Source organism: Polynucleobacter duraquae (genome assembly GCF_000973625.1).
Classification (GTDB): domain Bacteria; phylum Pseudomonadota; class Gammaproteobacteria; order Burkholderiales; family Burkholderiaceae; genus Polynucleobacter; species Polynucleobacter duraquae.
The window spans coordinates 1,161,374-1,177,819 of sequence record NZ_CP007501.1; the positions used below are offsets into that span (position 1 = coordinate 1,161,374).

At 47.1% G+C, this 16,446-nt stretch carries 13 protein-coding genes and 1 pseudogene; 2 read left to right on the forward strand and 12 right to left on the reverse strand.

The features are described from left to right. Positions 1-44: 44 nt before the first annotated feature. The 4 genes from hisS to ndk all read right to left on the reverse strand — a co-directional run bounded on the left by hisS (position 45) and on the right by ndk (position 4,452). Complete coding sequence (hisS, locus tag CL55_RS06055) at positions 45-1,373, reverse strand: histidine--tRNA ligase (protein WP_046330290.1); 1,329 nt, start codon at positions 1,371-1,373, stop codon at positions 45-47. A 78-nt stretch (positions 1,374-1,451) separates the two neighbouring features. Beyond that, positions 1,452-2,720: a flavodoxin-dependent (E)-4-hydroxy-3-methylbut-2-enyl-diphosphate synthase gene (gene ispG, locus CL55_RS06060; RefSeq protein ID WP_046330291.1), complete on the reverse strand. Its 1,269-nt coding sequence runs from the start codon at positions 2,718-2,720 to the stop codon at positions 1,452-1,454. An 18-nt stretch (positions 2,721-2,738) separates the two neighbouring features. Next, on the reverse strand, positions 2,739-3,935 hold the full coding sequence (rlmN, locus tag CL55_RS06065) for a dual-specificity RNA methyltransferase RlmN (RefSeq protein WP_046331204.1): 1,197 nt from the start codon (positions 3,933-3,935) through the stop codon (positions 2,739-2,741). 91 nt (positions 3,936-4,026) lie between these two features. After that, positions 4,027-4,452 carry a nucleoside-diphosphate kinase gene (gene ndk / locus CL55_RS06070; RefSeq protein WP_046330292.1) on the reverse strand — a complete coding sequence of 142 codons (426 nt, stop codon included), beginning with the start codon at positions 4,450-4,452 and terminating at the stop codon, positions 4,027-4,029. Positions 4,453-4,746: 294 nt separating this feature from the next. On the opposite strand from ndk, the gene CL55_RS06075 reads away from it, so the two are divergent. Together CL55_RS06075 and CL55_RS06080 are read left to right on the forward strand one after the other, a co-directional pair. Then, positions 4,747-5,448 carry a Bax inhibitor-1 family protein gene (locus CL55_RS06075; RefSeq protein WP_046330293.1) on the forward strand — a complete coding sequence of 234 codons (702 nt, stop codon included), beginning with the start codon at positions 4,747-4,749 and terminating at the stop codon, positions 5,446-5,448. A 177-nt stretch (positions 5,449-5,625) separates the two neighbouring features. After that, on the forward strand, positions 5,626-5,940 hold the full coding sequence (locus tag CL55_RS06080; protein ID WP_046330294.1) for an addiction module antidote protein: 315 nt from the start codon (positions 5,626-5,628) through the stop codon (positions 5,938-5,940). A 50-nt stretch (positions 5,941-5,990) separates the two neighbouring features. On the opposite strand, the gene rlmD is transcribed toward CL55_RS06080, so the two are convergent. The 8 genes and pseudogenes from rlmD to CL55_RS06120 all read right to left on the reverse strand — a co-directional run bounded on the left by rlmD (position 5,991) and on the right by CL55_RS06120 (position 16,446). Beyond that, positions 5,991-7,424 carry a 23S rRNA (uracil(1939)-C(5))-methyltransferase RlmD gene (gene rlmD / locus CL55_RS06085; RefSeq protein ID WP_046330295.1) on the reverse strand — a complete coding sequence of 478 codons (1,434 nt, stop codon included), beginning with the start codon at positions 7,422-7,424 and terminating at the stop codon, positions 5,991-5,993. Next, entirely contained in the window at positions 7,417-8,238 is an 822-nt protein-coding gene (locus tag CL55_RS06090; protein WP_046330296.1) for a 3'-5' exonuclease, read from the reverse strand. Before CL55_RS06090 ends, rlmD begins: the two co-directional genes overlap by 8 nt. Positions 8,239-8,269: 31 nt before the next feature. Continuing rightward, positions 8,270-9,040: a peptidoglycan DD-metalloendopeptidase family protein gene (locus CL55_RS06095; RefSeq protein ID WP_052728843.1), complete on the reverse strand. Its 771-nt coding sequence runs from the start codon at positions 9,038-9,040 to the stop codon at positions 8,270-8,272. A gap of 8 nt (positions 9,041-9,048) precedes the next feature. Then, positions 9,049-9,672 (reverse strand): annotated as a pseudogene (locus tag CL55_RS06100) (protein-L-isoaspartate(D-aspartate) O-methyltransferase); the annotation flags it as partial. A 29-nt stretch (positions 9,673-9,701) separates the two neighbouring features. Next, complete coding sequence (surE, locus tag CL55_RS06105) at positions 9,702-10,496, reverse strand: 5'/3'-nucleotidase SurE (RefSeq protein ID WP_046330297.1); 795 nt, start codon at positions 10,494-10,496, stop codon at positions 9,702-9,704. A 25-nt stretch (positions 10,497-10,521) separates the two neighbouring features. Beyond that, positions 10,522-13,599 (reverse strand): efflux RND transporter permease subunit, encoded by a 3,078-nt coding sequence (locus CL55_RS06110; RefSeq protein ID WP_046330298.1) that lies wholly within the window; start codon positions 13,597-13,599, stop codon positions 10,522-10,524. After that, positions 13,600-14,874, reverse strand: coding sequence for an efflux RND transporter periplasmic adaptor subunit (locus tag CL55_RS06115; RefSeq protein WP_237150469.1), 1,275 nt, complete (start codon positions 14,872-14,874; stop codon positions 13,600-13,602). Positions 14,875-14,880: 6 nt separating this feature from the next. Continuing rightward, a complete protein-coding gene (locus CL55_RS06120; protein ID WP_237150470.1) occupies positions 14,881-16,446 on the reverse strand; it encodes a TolC family protein in 1,566 nt (521 codons plus the stop codon).

The following is a 16,446-nucleotide window of genomic DNA, read 5'->3' on the forward strand; positions in this document are numbered from 1 at the left end:
AATCCAAGCAAATAAATACAGTATTAATAGTGAATGTCTTAATTCTATTCGGTGGCGCCAACTATGGCGTCAATTACTGCTTCTACAACGCTGTCCAGGGCTACCGCTTTCTGCTCACCAGTACTACGCAAATCTTTGAGTTGAGCCTCGTTTTTAGCTAATTCATCCGGTCCAATGATGACAGCATAGGCTGCCCCACTCGCATCCGCCTTCTTCATTTGTGACTTAAAGCTAGCAGCCTGGCCATCAGGAGGGCAAAAGAGGATGGCATCAATACCCGCATTACGTAAGCGCTCAGCAATGATCATGGCGGAAGTTAAAGTCTCACCCCCTTGGTGAATAACAAAAGCATCGCATTGAGCCGGCGCTTCCGGCAAAGATCCAGAAACCTTCATCAGCTCCAAGACACGTTCCATACCCATTGCCCAACCGCAAGCTGGGGCAGCTTTACCACCCATACGCTCAATCAAAGGGTCATAGCGACCACCACCGGCAATCGTGCCTTGCGCTCCTAACTCTTCGGTAATCCACTCAAACACAGTCAGGTTGTAATAATCTAAGCCACGCACTAAACGGGGGTTGATCTTGCAAGGAATATTATTAGCCTTGAGTAATGTTTGCACCGCCTCAAAATGCTTGAGTGATTCTTCGCCTAAGAAATCCAATAACTTGGGTGCGCCTTCAATCAACTCTTGCATTGCCGGATTCTTAGAATCCAAGATGCGTAATGGGTTCGTTAACAAACGACGCTGTGAATCTTCATCGAGTTGATCTTTGCTTTTCTCGAAGTACGTTACCAAGGCAGCGCGATGTTCTGCGCGCTCAGGAGCTTGCCCTAAAGAATTAATCTCTAAACGTACACCCTTCAGTCCGAGCTCATCCCACAGGCGTTGACCCATCAAAATGATTTCTGCATCGATATCTGGGCCAGCAAAGCCCATCGCTTCAATACCAAATTGATGGAACTGACGATAGCGGCCACGTTGTGGACGCTCATGGCGGAACATGGGTCCGGTATACCAAAGACGCTTTGGCCCTTCGTACAGTAAATTGTTTTCAACCACGGCGCGCACGACAGCAGCAGTGCCTTCTGGACGCAATGTGAGTTGCTCACCATTCAGGCGATCCTCAAACGAATACATCTCTTTTTCAACAATATCGGTTACTTCACCAATCCCGCGCTGAAACACTGCAGTCGCTTCAACAATGGGCGTGCGTAAAAATTCATAACCGTAAGCACGCGTGAGATCACGCAGAACATGCTCTAAATGTGTCCACTGCGCAGCATCTGCTGGCAAGAGATCATTCATGCCACGTACGCCATTAATTTTCTGAATCTTTTGCGCTTTAGCTGGGTTTGCCTGTTCAGTCATGATGTGCTTTGCTCAGTTTCTTTTTTATTATTGTTGTATGTTGTTGCTATAGCTTTGGCTCTGGTTTTTGGCTTACTGTTACTTCGGAGCGTAATTCTTCTGAACGTACTCATCGACAATGACCTGAAACTCTTGAGCAATATTTTCGCCACGCAAAGTTTTGACTTTGATGCCATCCACAAATACCGGTGCGGCAGGAGTCTCGCCAGTGCCTGGCAATGAAATACCAATATTGGCGTGCTTACTCTCTCCGGGGCCATTGACAATACAACCCATCACAGCGACATTCATCGCCTCAACACCTGGATGGGTCTTTTTCCACACCGGCATTTGCTGACGCAGATAAGACTGTATGTTGGCAGCTAATTCCTGAAAGGTGGTGCTGGTTGTTCTGCCACAGCCCGGACAAGCAATCACCATGGGTGTGAAATTACGCAATCCCATGGTTTGCAAAATCTCTTGAGCCACAATGATTTCATTCTCTCGTGGCGCACCTGGGTCAGGTGTTAAAGAAACTCGAATGGTGTCGCCAATACCCTCTTGCAACAAGATACCCAATGCTGCAGTGGAGGAAACAATACCTTTGCTTCCCATGCCTGCTTCGGTTAATCCCAAATGTAACGGGTAATCTGAGCGATTAGAAAGATCGCGATAGACCGCTACCAAATCTTGGACGTTGCTCACTTTGCAAGACAAAATAATTTGGTTTGGATTCATACCAAACTCCACCGCTTTTTCAGCAGACTGTAAGGCTGACTGAATCAAAGCCTCAATCATGACTTCTTGCGCAGTCTTGGGAACTGGCAGCGCTGCATTAGCATCCATGATGCTAGCCAGCAAGTCTTGATCCAAGCTACCCCAGTTCACGCCAATCCGAATCGGCTTATCGTATGTACAGGCCGCTTCAATCATTTGCGCAAATTGCGGATCACGTTTAGCACCCTTACCTACATTGCCGGGATTGATTCGATACTTTGATAAAGCCTTGGCACACTCGGGGTAGTCTTTTAATAGGGTATGACCGTTGTAGTGAAAGTCACCGATCAATGGCACCAAGACATCCATCTTGTCTAACTGCTCACGAATATACGGAACTGCGGCAGCTGCAGCTGGTGTATCGACAGTAATGCGCACCATCTCCGAACCAGCACGAGCTAACTCTTTAATCTGTATAGCAGTACCGACTGCATCAGCAGTATCGGTATTAGTCATCGATTGGACACGCACTGGCGCGTTACCACCAATCGTAATGATGTTGGTTTTCCAAGCAACCGTTGCTTGACGTGTTTCCCGCTTTGGCGATGGACCTAATGGCAGCTTTGGGGAATTGTTAGAGGTATCACTCATAGGACTCTTTTTATGAAATTAGTCGTCTAATCTTTTAAGCCATTGAACTGGGCGTTCAGCTTGGTACTCTTGCTCTTCTTCTTCATCATCAAGACTGTCAATATCGTCATCTTGATCCAAATGAATCTGCTGGTCATGCACGGCACGCTCGCGCACTCTAGTACGGTCAACCACATCACCCGCTAATTGACCGCAAGCTGCAGCAATATCATCGCCACGGGTTTTGCGAACAGTAGCTACCATGCCTGCATCCAATAAAATGCTGGCGAAGGCATGAACACGCTGCGCTGATGAGCGTTTTAATCCAGACTCTGGGAAAGGATTAAATGGAATCAAATTAATTTTGCACTTGATGTTGGCTAATAAACGCACTAGTTCTTTAGCTTGGATGTCCGAGTCATTGACACCATCGAGCATGCAGTATTCAAAGGTTAAAAAATCTCTTGGGGCAAAAGGTAAATACCGTTCGCACGCAGCAAGTAATTCTCTTAAGGGATATTTTTGATTAAGTGGAACGAGTTGATCACGTAGCTTGTCATTCGGCGCATGTAGCGACACCGCCAAGGCAACTGGGCAATCTTGTGCTAAGCGATCCATCATCGGTACCACGCCAGAGGTAGAGAGAGTCACACGACGGCGTGATAAACCATAGGCTCTGTCATCAAGCATCAAACGTAAAGCCGTCACCACGTTGTCATAGTTGAGCAAAGGCTCACCCATACCCATCAAGACCACATTCGAGATCACACGACCCGTATGCTCCCAGCCTGGCGTGGGGTATTTCTCAATACGGCGAACTGCATTTGGATCAGTGCGGAGCAAGTGCTCAGCAAACCAGAGTTGGCCAATGATTTCACCAGCGGTGAGATTGCGGGAGAAGCCTTGATGCCCGGTTGAGCAAAAACGGCAATTGACTGCGCAACCAGCCTGAGATGAAATGCACAAGGTGCCACGATCATCTTCAGGAATAAATACAGACTCCACGGCATTGCCAGCGCCAACATCGAGTAACCACTTGCGGGTGCCATCGGCTGCATGCTCATCTTTAATGATGGGAAGTGAAAGAACTTCTGCCTTATCGAGCAATGTCGCTCTAAAGCTTTTTGCTAGATCACTCATGTCGTTGATGTTGGATACACCGCGTTGGTGGATCCACTGCATGAGTTGCTTGGCCCTAAAGGGCTTTTCATTCAACCCCGCGACATACGCTGCCATTTGGTCAGCGTCAAAATCTAAGAGATTTACGCGCGGGGAGGTCAATGCGCCTACTTATGTATTAAATAGGTTGTTCGTGAGCAATCGTGAATTAACGATTGAAAACGTTCATGCCAGCGAAGAAGAATGCAACTTCGACAGCAGCAGTTTCAGGAGCATCAGAGCCATGAACCGCGTTTGCATCAATGCTGTCAGCAAAGTCAGCACGGATAGTGCCTTTGTCCGCCTTCTTAGGATCGGTAGCGCCCATCAAGTCACGGTTCTTAGCAATCGCGCCTTCGCCTTCCAATACCTGAATCATTACAGGACCGGAAATCATGAAGCTCACCAAATCTTTAAAGAAAGGGCGTGCTGCATGAACAGCGTAGAACTGCTCAGCTTCAGCTTGTGACAAATGCGCCATTCTGGACGCAACAATCTTCAAACCAGCTGACTCGAAACGGTCATAGATCTTGCCGATCACGTTTTTTGCTACTGCGTCAGGTTTGATAATAGAAAGGGTGCGTTCGATAGCCATGTAAAACTCCAATAGTGATTTCAAAGATTTTGCCAAATTGGCACTGAATTAGGCTTAGAAAGAACTTCTTTCCCGCTCACTACAGCGCCCTAGGAATTCAGCGACCCCCAAATTATACATCGGCTGACCGTATTTACCCTGATCTGAGCGTGGCTAAGCCCTTGAATTTACAGGGCATAACCCTATGATTTGTAGTCTTTTTACAGGGGGGCTTGAAATTACCCTATTTTGTCTATACTTACTGTCAACAGTCCCTTGTGGGCTTATGTTTTTACTTTGAAAAAAGGAGTCAATATGAGCGATCTAAACTCTTACGGCTTTGGGCAAACTGGCTCGATTAGCACCCCTCAAGTACGCAACCGCGTACTGCGCAACACTTACGCCCTTTTGGCGCTTTCGATGGTTCCTACTGTCATTGGCGCATGGCTCGGCGTTGCTTTTGGGCTTAACTTCATGGCGGGTAGTCCTTTTCTAGGCTTCATCGTCTTTATGGCAATCGCTTTTGGCTTCTTCTGGGCGATTGAGAAAAACAAAGACACTGGAGCAGGCGTTCTGTTGCTGCTGGGTTTCACCTTCTTTATGGGCATCATGATGTCCGGCTTAGTGGGTTACACCTTAAATAGCTACAGCAATGGCGCTACCTTGATCATGCTGGCCTTTGGTGGCACTGCGGCAATTTTTGCTGTGATGGCAACCATTGCTACTGTGAGTAAGAGCGACTTCTCAGGCATGGGTAAATGGTTGATGGTAGGTGTACTGCTCTTGATCGTGGCTTCATTAGCCAACATCTGGTTGCAACTACCTGCTTTGATGCTCACTGTGATGGTTCTCGCAATTGCGATCTTCTCAGCTTTCATTTTGGTTGACGTACAGCGCATCATCAACGGTGGCGAGACAAACTACGTCATGGCTACTTTAGCTATCTACCTAGATGTCTATAACGTCTTCACCAACTTGCTCGCACTCTTGGGCATTATGGGTGGCAATAAAGAGTAAGCATTAGTTAAGCTGCAATAGAAAAGGCACCTGTGGGTGCCTTTTTCTTTACCTAAACTCTTTACCCTAATTACTTATGCTAAATTCACGCGCAATCAAAGACTGCTGGGGAAATAAATCAAGCCAAACAGCAGATATTAAGGCAGTCAAGAAAATGCTAAAAACGTTGGAGGAATCATGAAAGCCGTTAAAGAGATAAAGAAAACCAAGATCGATGAACTGCCTAACTTTGATATGGCGCGCTATTTAAATAGTGATAAAGCCATAACGGAATACCTGAACCAGGTGCTTGAAGAAGGCGATGATGCATTATTAGCGGAGGCTCTTGGTGATATTGCTAGAGCCAAAGGTATGGCCCAAATTGCCCAAACCACAGGCATTACCCGTGAGGCACTTTATAAGGCGCTAAGACCAAATGCTAAGCCCCGTTTTGATACCATTAACAAGGTTATTGGGGCTTTAGGCATCAAATTAGTTGCACAAAGAATTTAAATTTCTCTGGCCGCCCTTTTTCCTCAACCCCTCTTTCCGCCTCCATATCCTTAGTCACTAGCAAGATCAAAGACTGCAACAGATTCCACATGGGAGGTATGGGGGAACATATTCACAATGCCTGCACTCTTGAGAATGTAGCCTGCTTGATGGCACAAAATATCTGTATCTCTAGCTAGGGTTTTGGGATTACAGGAGACATAGACAATACGTTGCGGCGGGAGATCGCTACCTTGCTCATGCAATAGGGCTAAGGCTTGGCATATTTCCATAGCACCTTCGCGCGGCGGATCCATTAACCAGCGCTCAGCTTTACCCCATGATGCAATTGTTTCGGCTGTCACTTCAAACAGGTTGCTTTGCATAAAGCCCACCTTGTCTGCGAGCAGATTGTGCTCCGCATTGGCTTTCGCTCTGGTTGTTAGGGTTTCTAAGCCTTCAATACCTAAGACGGCGTTTGCTCGTCTTGCCAGCGGCAAGGTGAAATTGCCAATGCCGCAGAATAAGTCGAGCACTCGATCGCTTGCCTGTACATCTAAGAGGCGAATCGCCCTACTGACCAATGCACGATTCATCATGTGATTGACTTGCGTGAAATCCGCCGGTTTGAAGGGCATCTCGATTTCAAATTCAGGCAGGCGGTAACAAAGCTTGCCCGTTGATGGATAGAACGGCGCAACGGTTTCGATACCTTTGGGCTGCAACCAGACCCAGACCTGATGCTGATCAGCAAAGTCTTTGAGTAACTGTTCATCTGCTGGCGTTAAGGGCAGAAGATTTCTGAATACCAAGGCGGTGACAGGCTTTGTTTTTTTAGGATCATCTGAATTAGGATTCTCAGGCTCGCCTACAGCGATTTCAATTTGGGGCATGCGATCCACAATGGATAAACCATTGACCAACTGACGCATTGCTGGCAACAAATCGGAAACATGCTTTGGCAAAATCTCGCAAGCAGTCATATCAGCGACATAGCCACTCTTGCCTTCATGAAATCCAATCAGCACAGTACCTTTTTTAATGGAGCGATTGACAGCACTTAAGCGTGCGCGATGGCGATACTCCCAAGCGGGGCCACCCATCGGACGAAGAATCTCTTCAGGAGCTACTTTGGCGATATGTTTTAAGTCATCTTCTAGTACGCGCTGCTTCATTGCTACCTGCGCTCGAATATCTAAGTGCTGCATAGTGCAACCACCACACACTCCAAACGCTTTGCACTTGGGCTCAGCTCTAAATACCGCAGGCTTGAGAATGTCGAGAACTTTAGCTTTACTGAAGCGGGCTTTGTCACGCGTAATGACATAAGTCACTAGCTCAGTTGGCAAAGCGCCTTGAATAAAGATGACTTTGCCACTTTGACCTTGGGCGGCATCCTCTTCGTTGGGCGCCAAGCGTGCAATGCCTTGCGCATCTAGATCAAGAGAATCAACTCGTACTGGCTCAGTCACCACAATGTGGACTGGCTTTTCTCCTCTACGCATCCGGAGTGAAGCCTAAGAGATATTCTTGCCACTGCTCACCATGTGGCTCTTTAGACTCTTTTTCTAAATACGCTTTAACGAAAGTAATTTCTTCTTTGTATTCTTCTAATGAAAAACCACCACGCAGAAGTTGAAAGCGGCAATACATCAGATAGGTATTGACCACATCAGTTTCGCAATAACGACGGATCTCATCAATTCTGCCGTCTTGATAGGCAGGCCATACTTGGCTACCATCCATTCCCATCTTGCCTGGGAAACCACAGAGTTTTGCTAAGCCATCTAAAGGTGCATTAGCGCGACCATTGAATTTCGCCAAGAGGTCCATCAGATCTAGATGGCGCATGTGATAACGACTAATGTAGTTGTTCCACTTAAATTCACGGCTATCGTTTTCTTGGCTCTCGCCCATCTCCCAATAGCGCGGTGCTTGCACATGGTTTGCTAATGCACGGTAGTGCAGCACGGGCAGATCAAAACCGCTACCGTTCCATGAGACCAATTGAGGGGTATATTTTTCAACTAGCTCAAAGAAGGTCTGGATTAACACCTTCTCATCATCTTGCGCACTGCCTAGCGTGCCCACTTTAATTTGTGGAGAGCCATCTTTACTGGTTCTACGAATGACACAGGAGATAGCGCAGATCCGTTGCAAATACAGTGGGAGAAATTCGCTACCGGTTTTCTCGGCACGCTCTGCCATGGCTTTACTTGCCACTTCACTGTCTGATAGCGTATCCGGATAGTCATTGAGACGACGCAGTCCTACTACATCGGGAATAGTTTCAATATCAAAGACGAGAACGGTTGCCATACTCAGATTGCTAACAATGGATTGAAAGCAATTACTGCAAGTATGGCGTTGGATTTACCGGCTTGCCATTCACGCGGAGTTCGAAGTGGAGCTTAACTGAAGTCGCATCGGTGTCACCCATCTCAGCAATCTTCTGCCCCTTCTTGACCGAATCACCTTCTTTTACAGCAAGCGTGCGGTTGTGGGCATAGGCGGTGAGATAAGTATTGTCATGCTTGATGATGACCAGGTTGCCGTAGCCACGCAAACTATTACCGGCGTAAACCACCTTACCTTCAGAGGCTGCTGTTATAGGCTCACCCAACTTACCGGCAATATCAATGCCTTTGGTCTTTTCACTGAAATCATCCGTAACCTTACCTTTGGCTGGCCAAGATAAACGAATACCCGGCTCTGCAACGATTTCTTTAGGGGGCTCTTTGGCGGCATCTACTTTTGGTGCATCGGTTTTGGGAATATCGCCAGCTGTTTTAGGAATGGGCTTAACAGTCAATTTGCTGCTAGCTGGTGGCCTTACTAGAATGAGGTCATCAACTTCAATTAAGTTTGGGTTAGATAAATTATTCCACTGCGCTATGTCCCGCGGGGATTGCCCATTATCTAAGGCAATTCGAGCCAAGGTATCACCCCGCTTGACGCGATAGTAGCCAGGAGGCGTAGCCTCACTAGTTGCATTGCTGCTACCACCACTGCGGTCTACTACCGTGGCAGGTTTTGCTCTGGGCGTGGTTGAGCAGCCCACATTCAGCACTAAAGAAGCCATTGCGAGTAGCAATAGCAGGTATTTGGATGACATATTCATAAGGATTTTCATACTACCCCTGATTGTAAGGGGACAAAAAAGACCTCGTCTAGAACGGTTCTTTGATAGCGCTGGGAGCTCATCCGCTCCACCATAATCAATTGCTGCTCTTTCTCATTCTTGGCAACTGGGGCTACAAGACGTCCGCCAATAGCCAATTGCTCTAACAAGGCATCTGGAATACCCAAACCGGCTGCTGCCAGAATAATGGCATCAAAGGGAGCAGCCTGAGGCAAGCCTAGGATGCCGTCGCCGTAGATCAGGCGCAGATTTTTAATGCGAAAAGGACGTAGCTTCTCTCTCGCCATATCGTGCAATGGACGAATACGTTCAATCGAATAGACCTCATCAGACAACAGGCTGAGAACAGCGGCTTGGTAACCACAGCCAGTACCGATTTCTAGTACTTTTCCCAAAGATTGTTTAGGTTTATGCAAAAGCTCAATCATGCGTGCCACTACTGATGGCTTGGAAATCGTTTGTGAGTGGCCGATTGGTAAAGCGGTATCTTCGTAAGCTTGGGGATGCATCCCGGCATCCATAAAAGCATGGCGCGGAACAGTGGCAATAGCCTCTAAGGTTTTGCCGTGCTTAATCCCAGCTGCGAGTACTTTGGCTGCTAAGGCTTGCCGATGGCCGGCATTACGCTCTGCCGCTGACTTCAACCGCGTGTCCAGCCATTAGCGCGCATTGCAGCCAAACGGGCATGATGCGTTAGATCTAATTGCATGGGCGTGATTGAGATACACCCCTCATCAATGGCATGAAAATCGGTACCTTCAGAACTATCTTTTGCATGTCCTGCCGCACCAATCCAATAAATATCATCGCCACGTGGACTCTTTTGTACTACCACTGGCTGTGAATGGTGGCGATTACCTAAACGCGTCACACGCCAGCGATTCAGATCAGCATAGGGACGATTCGGAATATTGACGTTCAGCAAAGTAGCAGCGCCATCGGTGTGAGTCAATTTGGATGCCAGCGTTTGTGCAACGATATCGTGCGCTGCTTTTGCGGCATCTTCAATCCGGTTCCAGCCTTTATCAATTTGTGAGAAGGCAATTCCGGGAACGCCAAACATCACGCCTTCCACTGCAGCAGCCACAGTGCCTGAGTACAGAGTATCTTCACCCATATTCTCGCCTTGATTAATGCCAGAGACTACTAAGTCAGGTTTCTCATCTAAAAAACCCGTCATGGCGATGTGAACGCAATCGGTTGGAGTGCCATTAATAAATAGGAAACCATCACGTTCACCACCTGCTACCCGATGAATCGAGAGTGGTCGTGAGAGAGTTAAAGAGTTTGAGGCGCCACTATGATTTTGCTCTGGGGCAATGACTGTCACGCGACCTAATGGACGAATAGCGTTCACTAGTGCCAGAAGACCAGGCGCAAGATAGCCATCATCATTCGAAATCAGAATGTGCGGCTGTTTTGTGTTTTCACTCATGAATATCAATACCTTCTTAGCAGCCCTAAGCTTTTGCCATTTGGGTTAATGCGCGACCTCTAAACCATCCATATATTACTGGTAATACCAAGAGGGTCAAAATAGTCGTCGTCACCATGCCACCCACAATCACCAGAGCTAAAGGACGCTGGGCCTCAGAGCCAATCGAGTGAGATAAAGCGGCCGGCAATAACCCTAATCCAGACAGTGCCGCTGTCATCAGTACCGGGCGAACTCGCAAAGAGGCGCCTTCCACCATCACATCCTTCATCTCGCCATGCTCGGTAGCGGCCGTTTTATTAATAAAGGAGATCAGAATCACCCCATCCTGAATCGCAATACCAAATAAGGATAGGAATCCAAAGAAGGCTGAAATGCTTAAGGTCTCGCCTGCCAGGTGCAATGCGATCACACCTCCAATAGCAGCAAAGGGAACGTTAATCATCACAATCACTGCGTCACGGAAATTACCAAAAGCACTCACCAGCAATAAGAAGATGCCCAGCAAGGCCAAAGGCACGATCAGCATCAACTTCTTCTGCGCCTGCTTCATTTGATTAAATTGACCATCCCAGCTAATGGAATAGTTGGGTGGCAAGGTAATGTTTTTTTCTACTAAGAATTGCGCATCTTCTACAGCACTACCTAAGTCGCGGTTACGTACGCTGAACTTAATTGCAATGTAACGCTTACCTGCTTCACGATAGATGAAGAATGGGCCATCCGTTAGCTGAACCGTAGCAACCATTGATAAAGGAATCGACGCCCCATTGGGCGCATCAACTAGGAGGTGACCAATATCGGCAACGTCATTACGACTACCTTCATTTAAGCGAATTGCAATGCCAAACGTCTTTTCATCTTCAAGCAGGTTTGTCACTGCAGCGCCACCAATTGCATTGGCAACGACCGTCTGAATATCATTCACGTTAATGCCATAACGTGCAGCGCGCTCCCGATCAATCTGAATATTTAAAGTCGGCTGACCTAATTCCTTCAGAATGCCTTCATCCGCTACACCGCGTACTTTTTTGAGTTGATTAATCACCTCATGGGCTTTTTGATCTAAGACCTCCAAATCTGGTCCATAGATTTTGACGGAGTTCTCACCCTTCACTCCTGATAGCGCTTCATTCACATTGTCTTGAATGTATTGAGAGAAGCTATAAGTGATGCCAGGAATCTTATTGAGCTCTAGCTCTAAATGGGCAATTAAATCCTTTTTGCTAGACCCGTTTGGCATTTTCTCTGGGCTCTTTAAATAGAGGCCATATTCTTGGTTAAATACGCCAGTAGAATCCGTACCATCATCAGGCCGACCAATTTGAGCAGCAACCTTTTCAATCTCCGGCTGCTTTAAGAAAGTCTCGCGCAGTTGATTGGCGATTTTGACGGAATAATCTAAGTCCACTGTATTTGGCAAAGTGACGCGTAGCCAAATATTGTTCTCTTCTAGAGTTGGCAAGAAGGCTGTACCTAGGCGAGTCACGCTTAATAAAGTCAGACCCAGAACAAATACCGCAACAGAGACTACTGTTAATGGACGGTCCATCCATTTTCTCAAGAGCGGTTTATAGCCACTGAGAAGCTTGGTCATAAATCCTGGTGGCTTGTGTTGCAAGTTCTCGCCAAATACCAATGAGATCATGGCAGGCAAGAAGGTTAGACTCAGAATCATGGCGGCAATCAATGCAAAGCCCATGGTGAAAGCCATGGGCTTAAAGATGATGCCCTCTACTCCCCCCATAAAGAACAATGGTGAGTAGGCAACGATGATGATTCCTGTGGAATAGATCATGGCACGCTGTACTTCACTCGTCGCCAAGATGATGCTTTGATTGAGTCTCTTGCCACCCTCTTCAAGGTGACGCATGACGTTCTCAGTCAGAATCACCGCCGAGTCGACGATGACACCGAAGTCAATCGCTCCTAATGAAATCAGATTGGCTGGCACGCTCCACAAATGCATCTGAATAAACGACACGCAGAGTGCTAATGGGATGACGGCTGCTACTACTGCTGCGGCACGTAAGTTACCCAAAAAGAAAAAGAGCACTGCTAGCACCAATGAGATACCAAAGAACAAGGTGTGCTTAACAGTACCGATCGTGATATCTAGCAAGACTTGGCGATCATAGAACGGCACTACCTCAATTCCGGGTGGGAGTACTTGCTTGTTGATGTTCTCAACCGTATTGCGAACTCGGGCTAATACTTCGGTGGCATTTTCACCGCGGCGCAAGTAGACGATACCTTCAACTGAGTCAGGGTTGTCATTGAACTGGAACATGCCCAAACGCGGAGCATTACCAATCTCCACTCTGGCAACATCACCGATTCGAATTGGAACACCATCATGAATAGAAACAACCACCCGCTTAATATCATCAATATTTTTTAGGAGGCCTACACCGCGAACCACAAACTGCTGCTCGCCACTAGGCAAGAGTCCACCACCCGTATTGCTATTGGCATTGGTTAGGGCAGCAATCAACTCATTCACACTAACGCCTTTGGATTGAAGACTTTCTGGACTCACGATGACCTGGTATTGGCGAACCCTACCGCCGAATGAGGAGACATCAGCTACACCAGGAGTCTGCTTAAGCTCCTTGTAGATCTCGTAGTTCTGCAACGTCTTTAATTGTGTAGATGAGGCGTAATCGGACTTCACCTCGTAACGCATGATCTCGCCAGTGGCATCAGAGTCTGGACTAATGCTAGATGTAACTCCAGGTGGAAAACTCACATTAGCTAAGCTAGAAATAAAAGTTTGGCGCGCTTTAAAAGGATCGGTTGTATCGTTGAACTTAAGCGTAACCACGGACAAGCCAAATAAAGAAACCGAACGGAAGGCTTGTAAACCAGGAATACCTGCCAAGGCATTTTCTACAGGGATAGTGACTTGCTGCTCTACTTCGGTAGTGCTTCTGCCTGGCCATTGAGAAATCGCCTGAATGGTTAGTGGCGCAACTCCTGGGTATGGCTGAATTGGTAATTTAGAAAGACTGAACATCCCCAAACCGAGGAGCACGACTGAGCCAACGATGACCAGCACGCGTTTCTCAAGTACGCCTCGAATAAAGGAGGTAAATGCGCTCACTTAGTCTTCCTGCTTAGCAAATCGATCATTTAATAAGACAGCGCCTTCAGCCAAGATACGCGCACCAGGCTCTACGCCTTCAGTAATCGCAAAGGTCTTACTGTTCAGATCATAGCCTTTAACAGGAAGACGGCGATAGACTTCATCTCCGACTTTCACAATCACATAACGCATTTCCCGAATCCGTACCACTGCTGTTTGCGGAACGACAATGGCGTCGGCCATACCGGTAGTCAGTTTTGCCGATGCATACATATCAGGACGCAGAAGATCATCGTGATTCTCAATCTCCGCACGCACCAATAAGGCACGGGTTTGTGGATCAATTGTGGGAGCAATGTAGTTTGCATAGGCGACAAATTCTTTATCAGGATATGCCTCAACGCGTAAAACGATTTTTTGTCCTGGTTTAATCAAGCGCAAGTCCTGCTCAAACACATTACCCAAGAACCAGAGCTGTTTTGGATCAGCCAAAGTAGCAATGACATCGCCAGAGTTCACGGTGGCACCTGGCTCAACGCTACGCTTGACCACAACCCCTTTTAAGGGGGAGCGCATCACTAAGTTAGTTTGAGTTTTACCAGTGACTTCAATTGCATTAATGTCGCCATCACCAGCACCGAGATTGCGCATCCGATTTGCGGCCGCTTGCTGGGTGATGCGAGCGTCACCCAGCAGGTCACTCATCGTCTTACTGGATTCCAACACTCTTGCAGTCTTAGAGGAGAGTAAATACTCTTGCTGGGCGGAAAGGAATTCAGGGCTATAGAGCTCAACTATTGGAGAGCCCACATTGACTTGTGCACCATCAAAAGCAAAGATACGCTCTACACGACCGGGTGCACGCGCAGATAACACCTTAGATTTTTCTGCATTAAAGGCTAGACGACCAGTCACTTTAATATCTACCGGCACCTGTACTTTTTCTGCAGTTTGGAAAACATACACTACTGGATTGAGTTTTACGCCAGCTAACTTCAGCTCGAGAATGCCACTCTTCTCTACTTTCAATGCTTTGTCAGAGACTTCGATTTTGACGTTGCGATTGACGGTAGTAATGCGACCCAAGACGATACCCATAGAAAGAATAGCGAATGCAACAGCAGCTAAACGAACGCGACTACGGTTTTGAGGGCTCAAGTTCCAATACAAGCCGGCAACACTAGCAAAAGCTAGCTGCAATCGATGACCCCCAAAGCGCAAGACCTTATCGGTGATGGGCTTTGCCTTGTCAGCCAACTGCTTTAGAAAAGAAAGAATTTGGTCTTTCAACACTGCTCCTTAAAAAGGTTCTTTGCCAGATGTCACTAGCAACACTGCTTGCGCTTGCAATAAATTACTTTCCGCTAGCGCTAATTGAACTTCGAGATTGCGCAATTGTGTTTGCGCTGTCAGCAGGTCATTAAATCCCTGACCATTATTTGAGTACTGAGTTAAACCAACCTTGTAAGCAGCATCTGCTTGAGGAACTTGGCGCTCCTTTAGAAATTGGGTTTGATTCTTGGCTTGCTCGTAGCTTGCAAAGGCGCTATTCACAGCCAACGCAATTTGTTGACGATTGGAAATATTGCCTGCCTCAGCAGCCGCTTGATTGCGCTGCGCCTGCTCTACCCCATATTTTTCTTTGGTAAAGAAATATAGTGGGATGATGAGATCAAGCTCTAGCTGATAAAACATCGCGCCGTTGTTAGCTGAGAATGGGCCGCGCGGAGTAAAAGAGGAGCCTATTACTTGGAAGTCTGGCAAGTAAGCCTTCTTGGCTAAATCCACACCCTTACGAGCAGCCTCTAACTGCAAGGCGGAGCTCTTTAAGGATGGATGGCTAGTTTCCGCATAGTCTTCTAGTTCTAGCAAAGTGGGCACGCTATTCATAGCGCGACGTACATCACCGCGCAAGATCAACTTCTCTCTCGAGTGACGACCGACTAATGTATTGATATTGTTTAAGGCAACCGATAGTTGACGTTCGACATTAAATTGATCAGCTTGCGCTGAACTCTGTGCCACTTGCGCGTTGAGATATTCAACATAAGCAGCAGCATTATTAGAGTAACGTGCTTTGGCTACGTTCTTAATCATCTCCAAACGCATGACCGATTCTTTGAGAACCTGCAGTTGTTTCTGCGATGCTAAGGCGGTGTAATACAAAGTTGATAGTTGAGCGCCTAGCTGCAAGTAGGTAGATTCGCTTTGCGCTAAGAGTGCCTCAGCGTTCGTATTAGCAATATCGGATGCCAAACTCTTCTTGCCTGGAAACTGAAATGGCTGGGCTATTGAGATTGCATTGTTACTACTGATCCCATTAGGATTCTGTGGCGTTGGTGTATTTGCCCCACCCAATGCAAATGGGGAATTGACTGGCATGCCTGACCAGACCAAACCTACTTGCGGATTAGCTGGCGCGTTAATCTGTGGCACGGTTGCCTTGGCAGATAAATAGGACTCACGCAATGAAGATAACTGTGGGTTGTTGAGTTTGAGCTCATTCCACAATTGACGCAAATCCATATCTGTTGGACCAGATGGTGCACCCTTGGTATAAATCTTGGGGGTATCACTCTTAGTAACTGGTGCAAATAGAGATGCAGCATTCGCAGGATTGGCCGACTGATTGCTAACAACTGGGGGTGCGGACAAGAGATCCTGGGCTTCATTTGCCTGCACAGTAACAGTGGCAGGGATCGATGAATTAACAGGTGAAGTTTGTGCAAAAACAGAGGCTACAAAAAACAGTGAAGCATAAGCAAGCCACTTTGCAGGGTTTGCGCTTGCAACAATCAGTTTGTTAGTTGTCATCCGGCCGTGAATCAAATCGGCTGCCTCTAAATCTGTACTAATGCTGTTCAT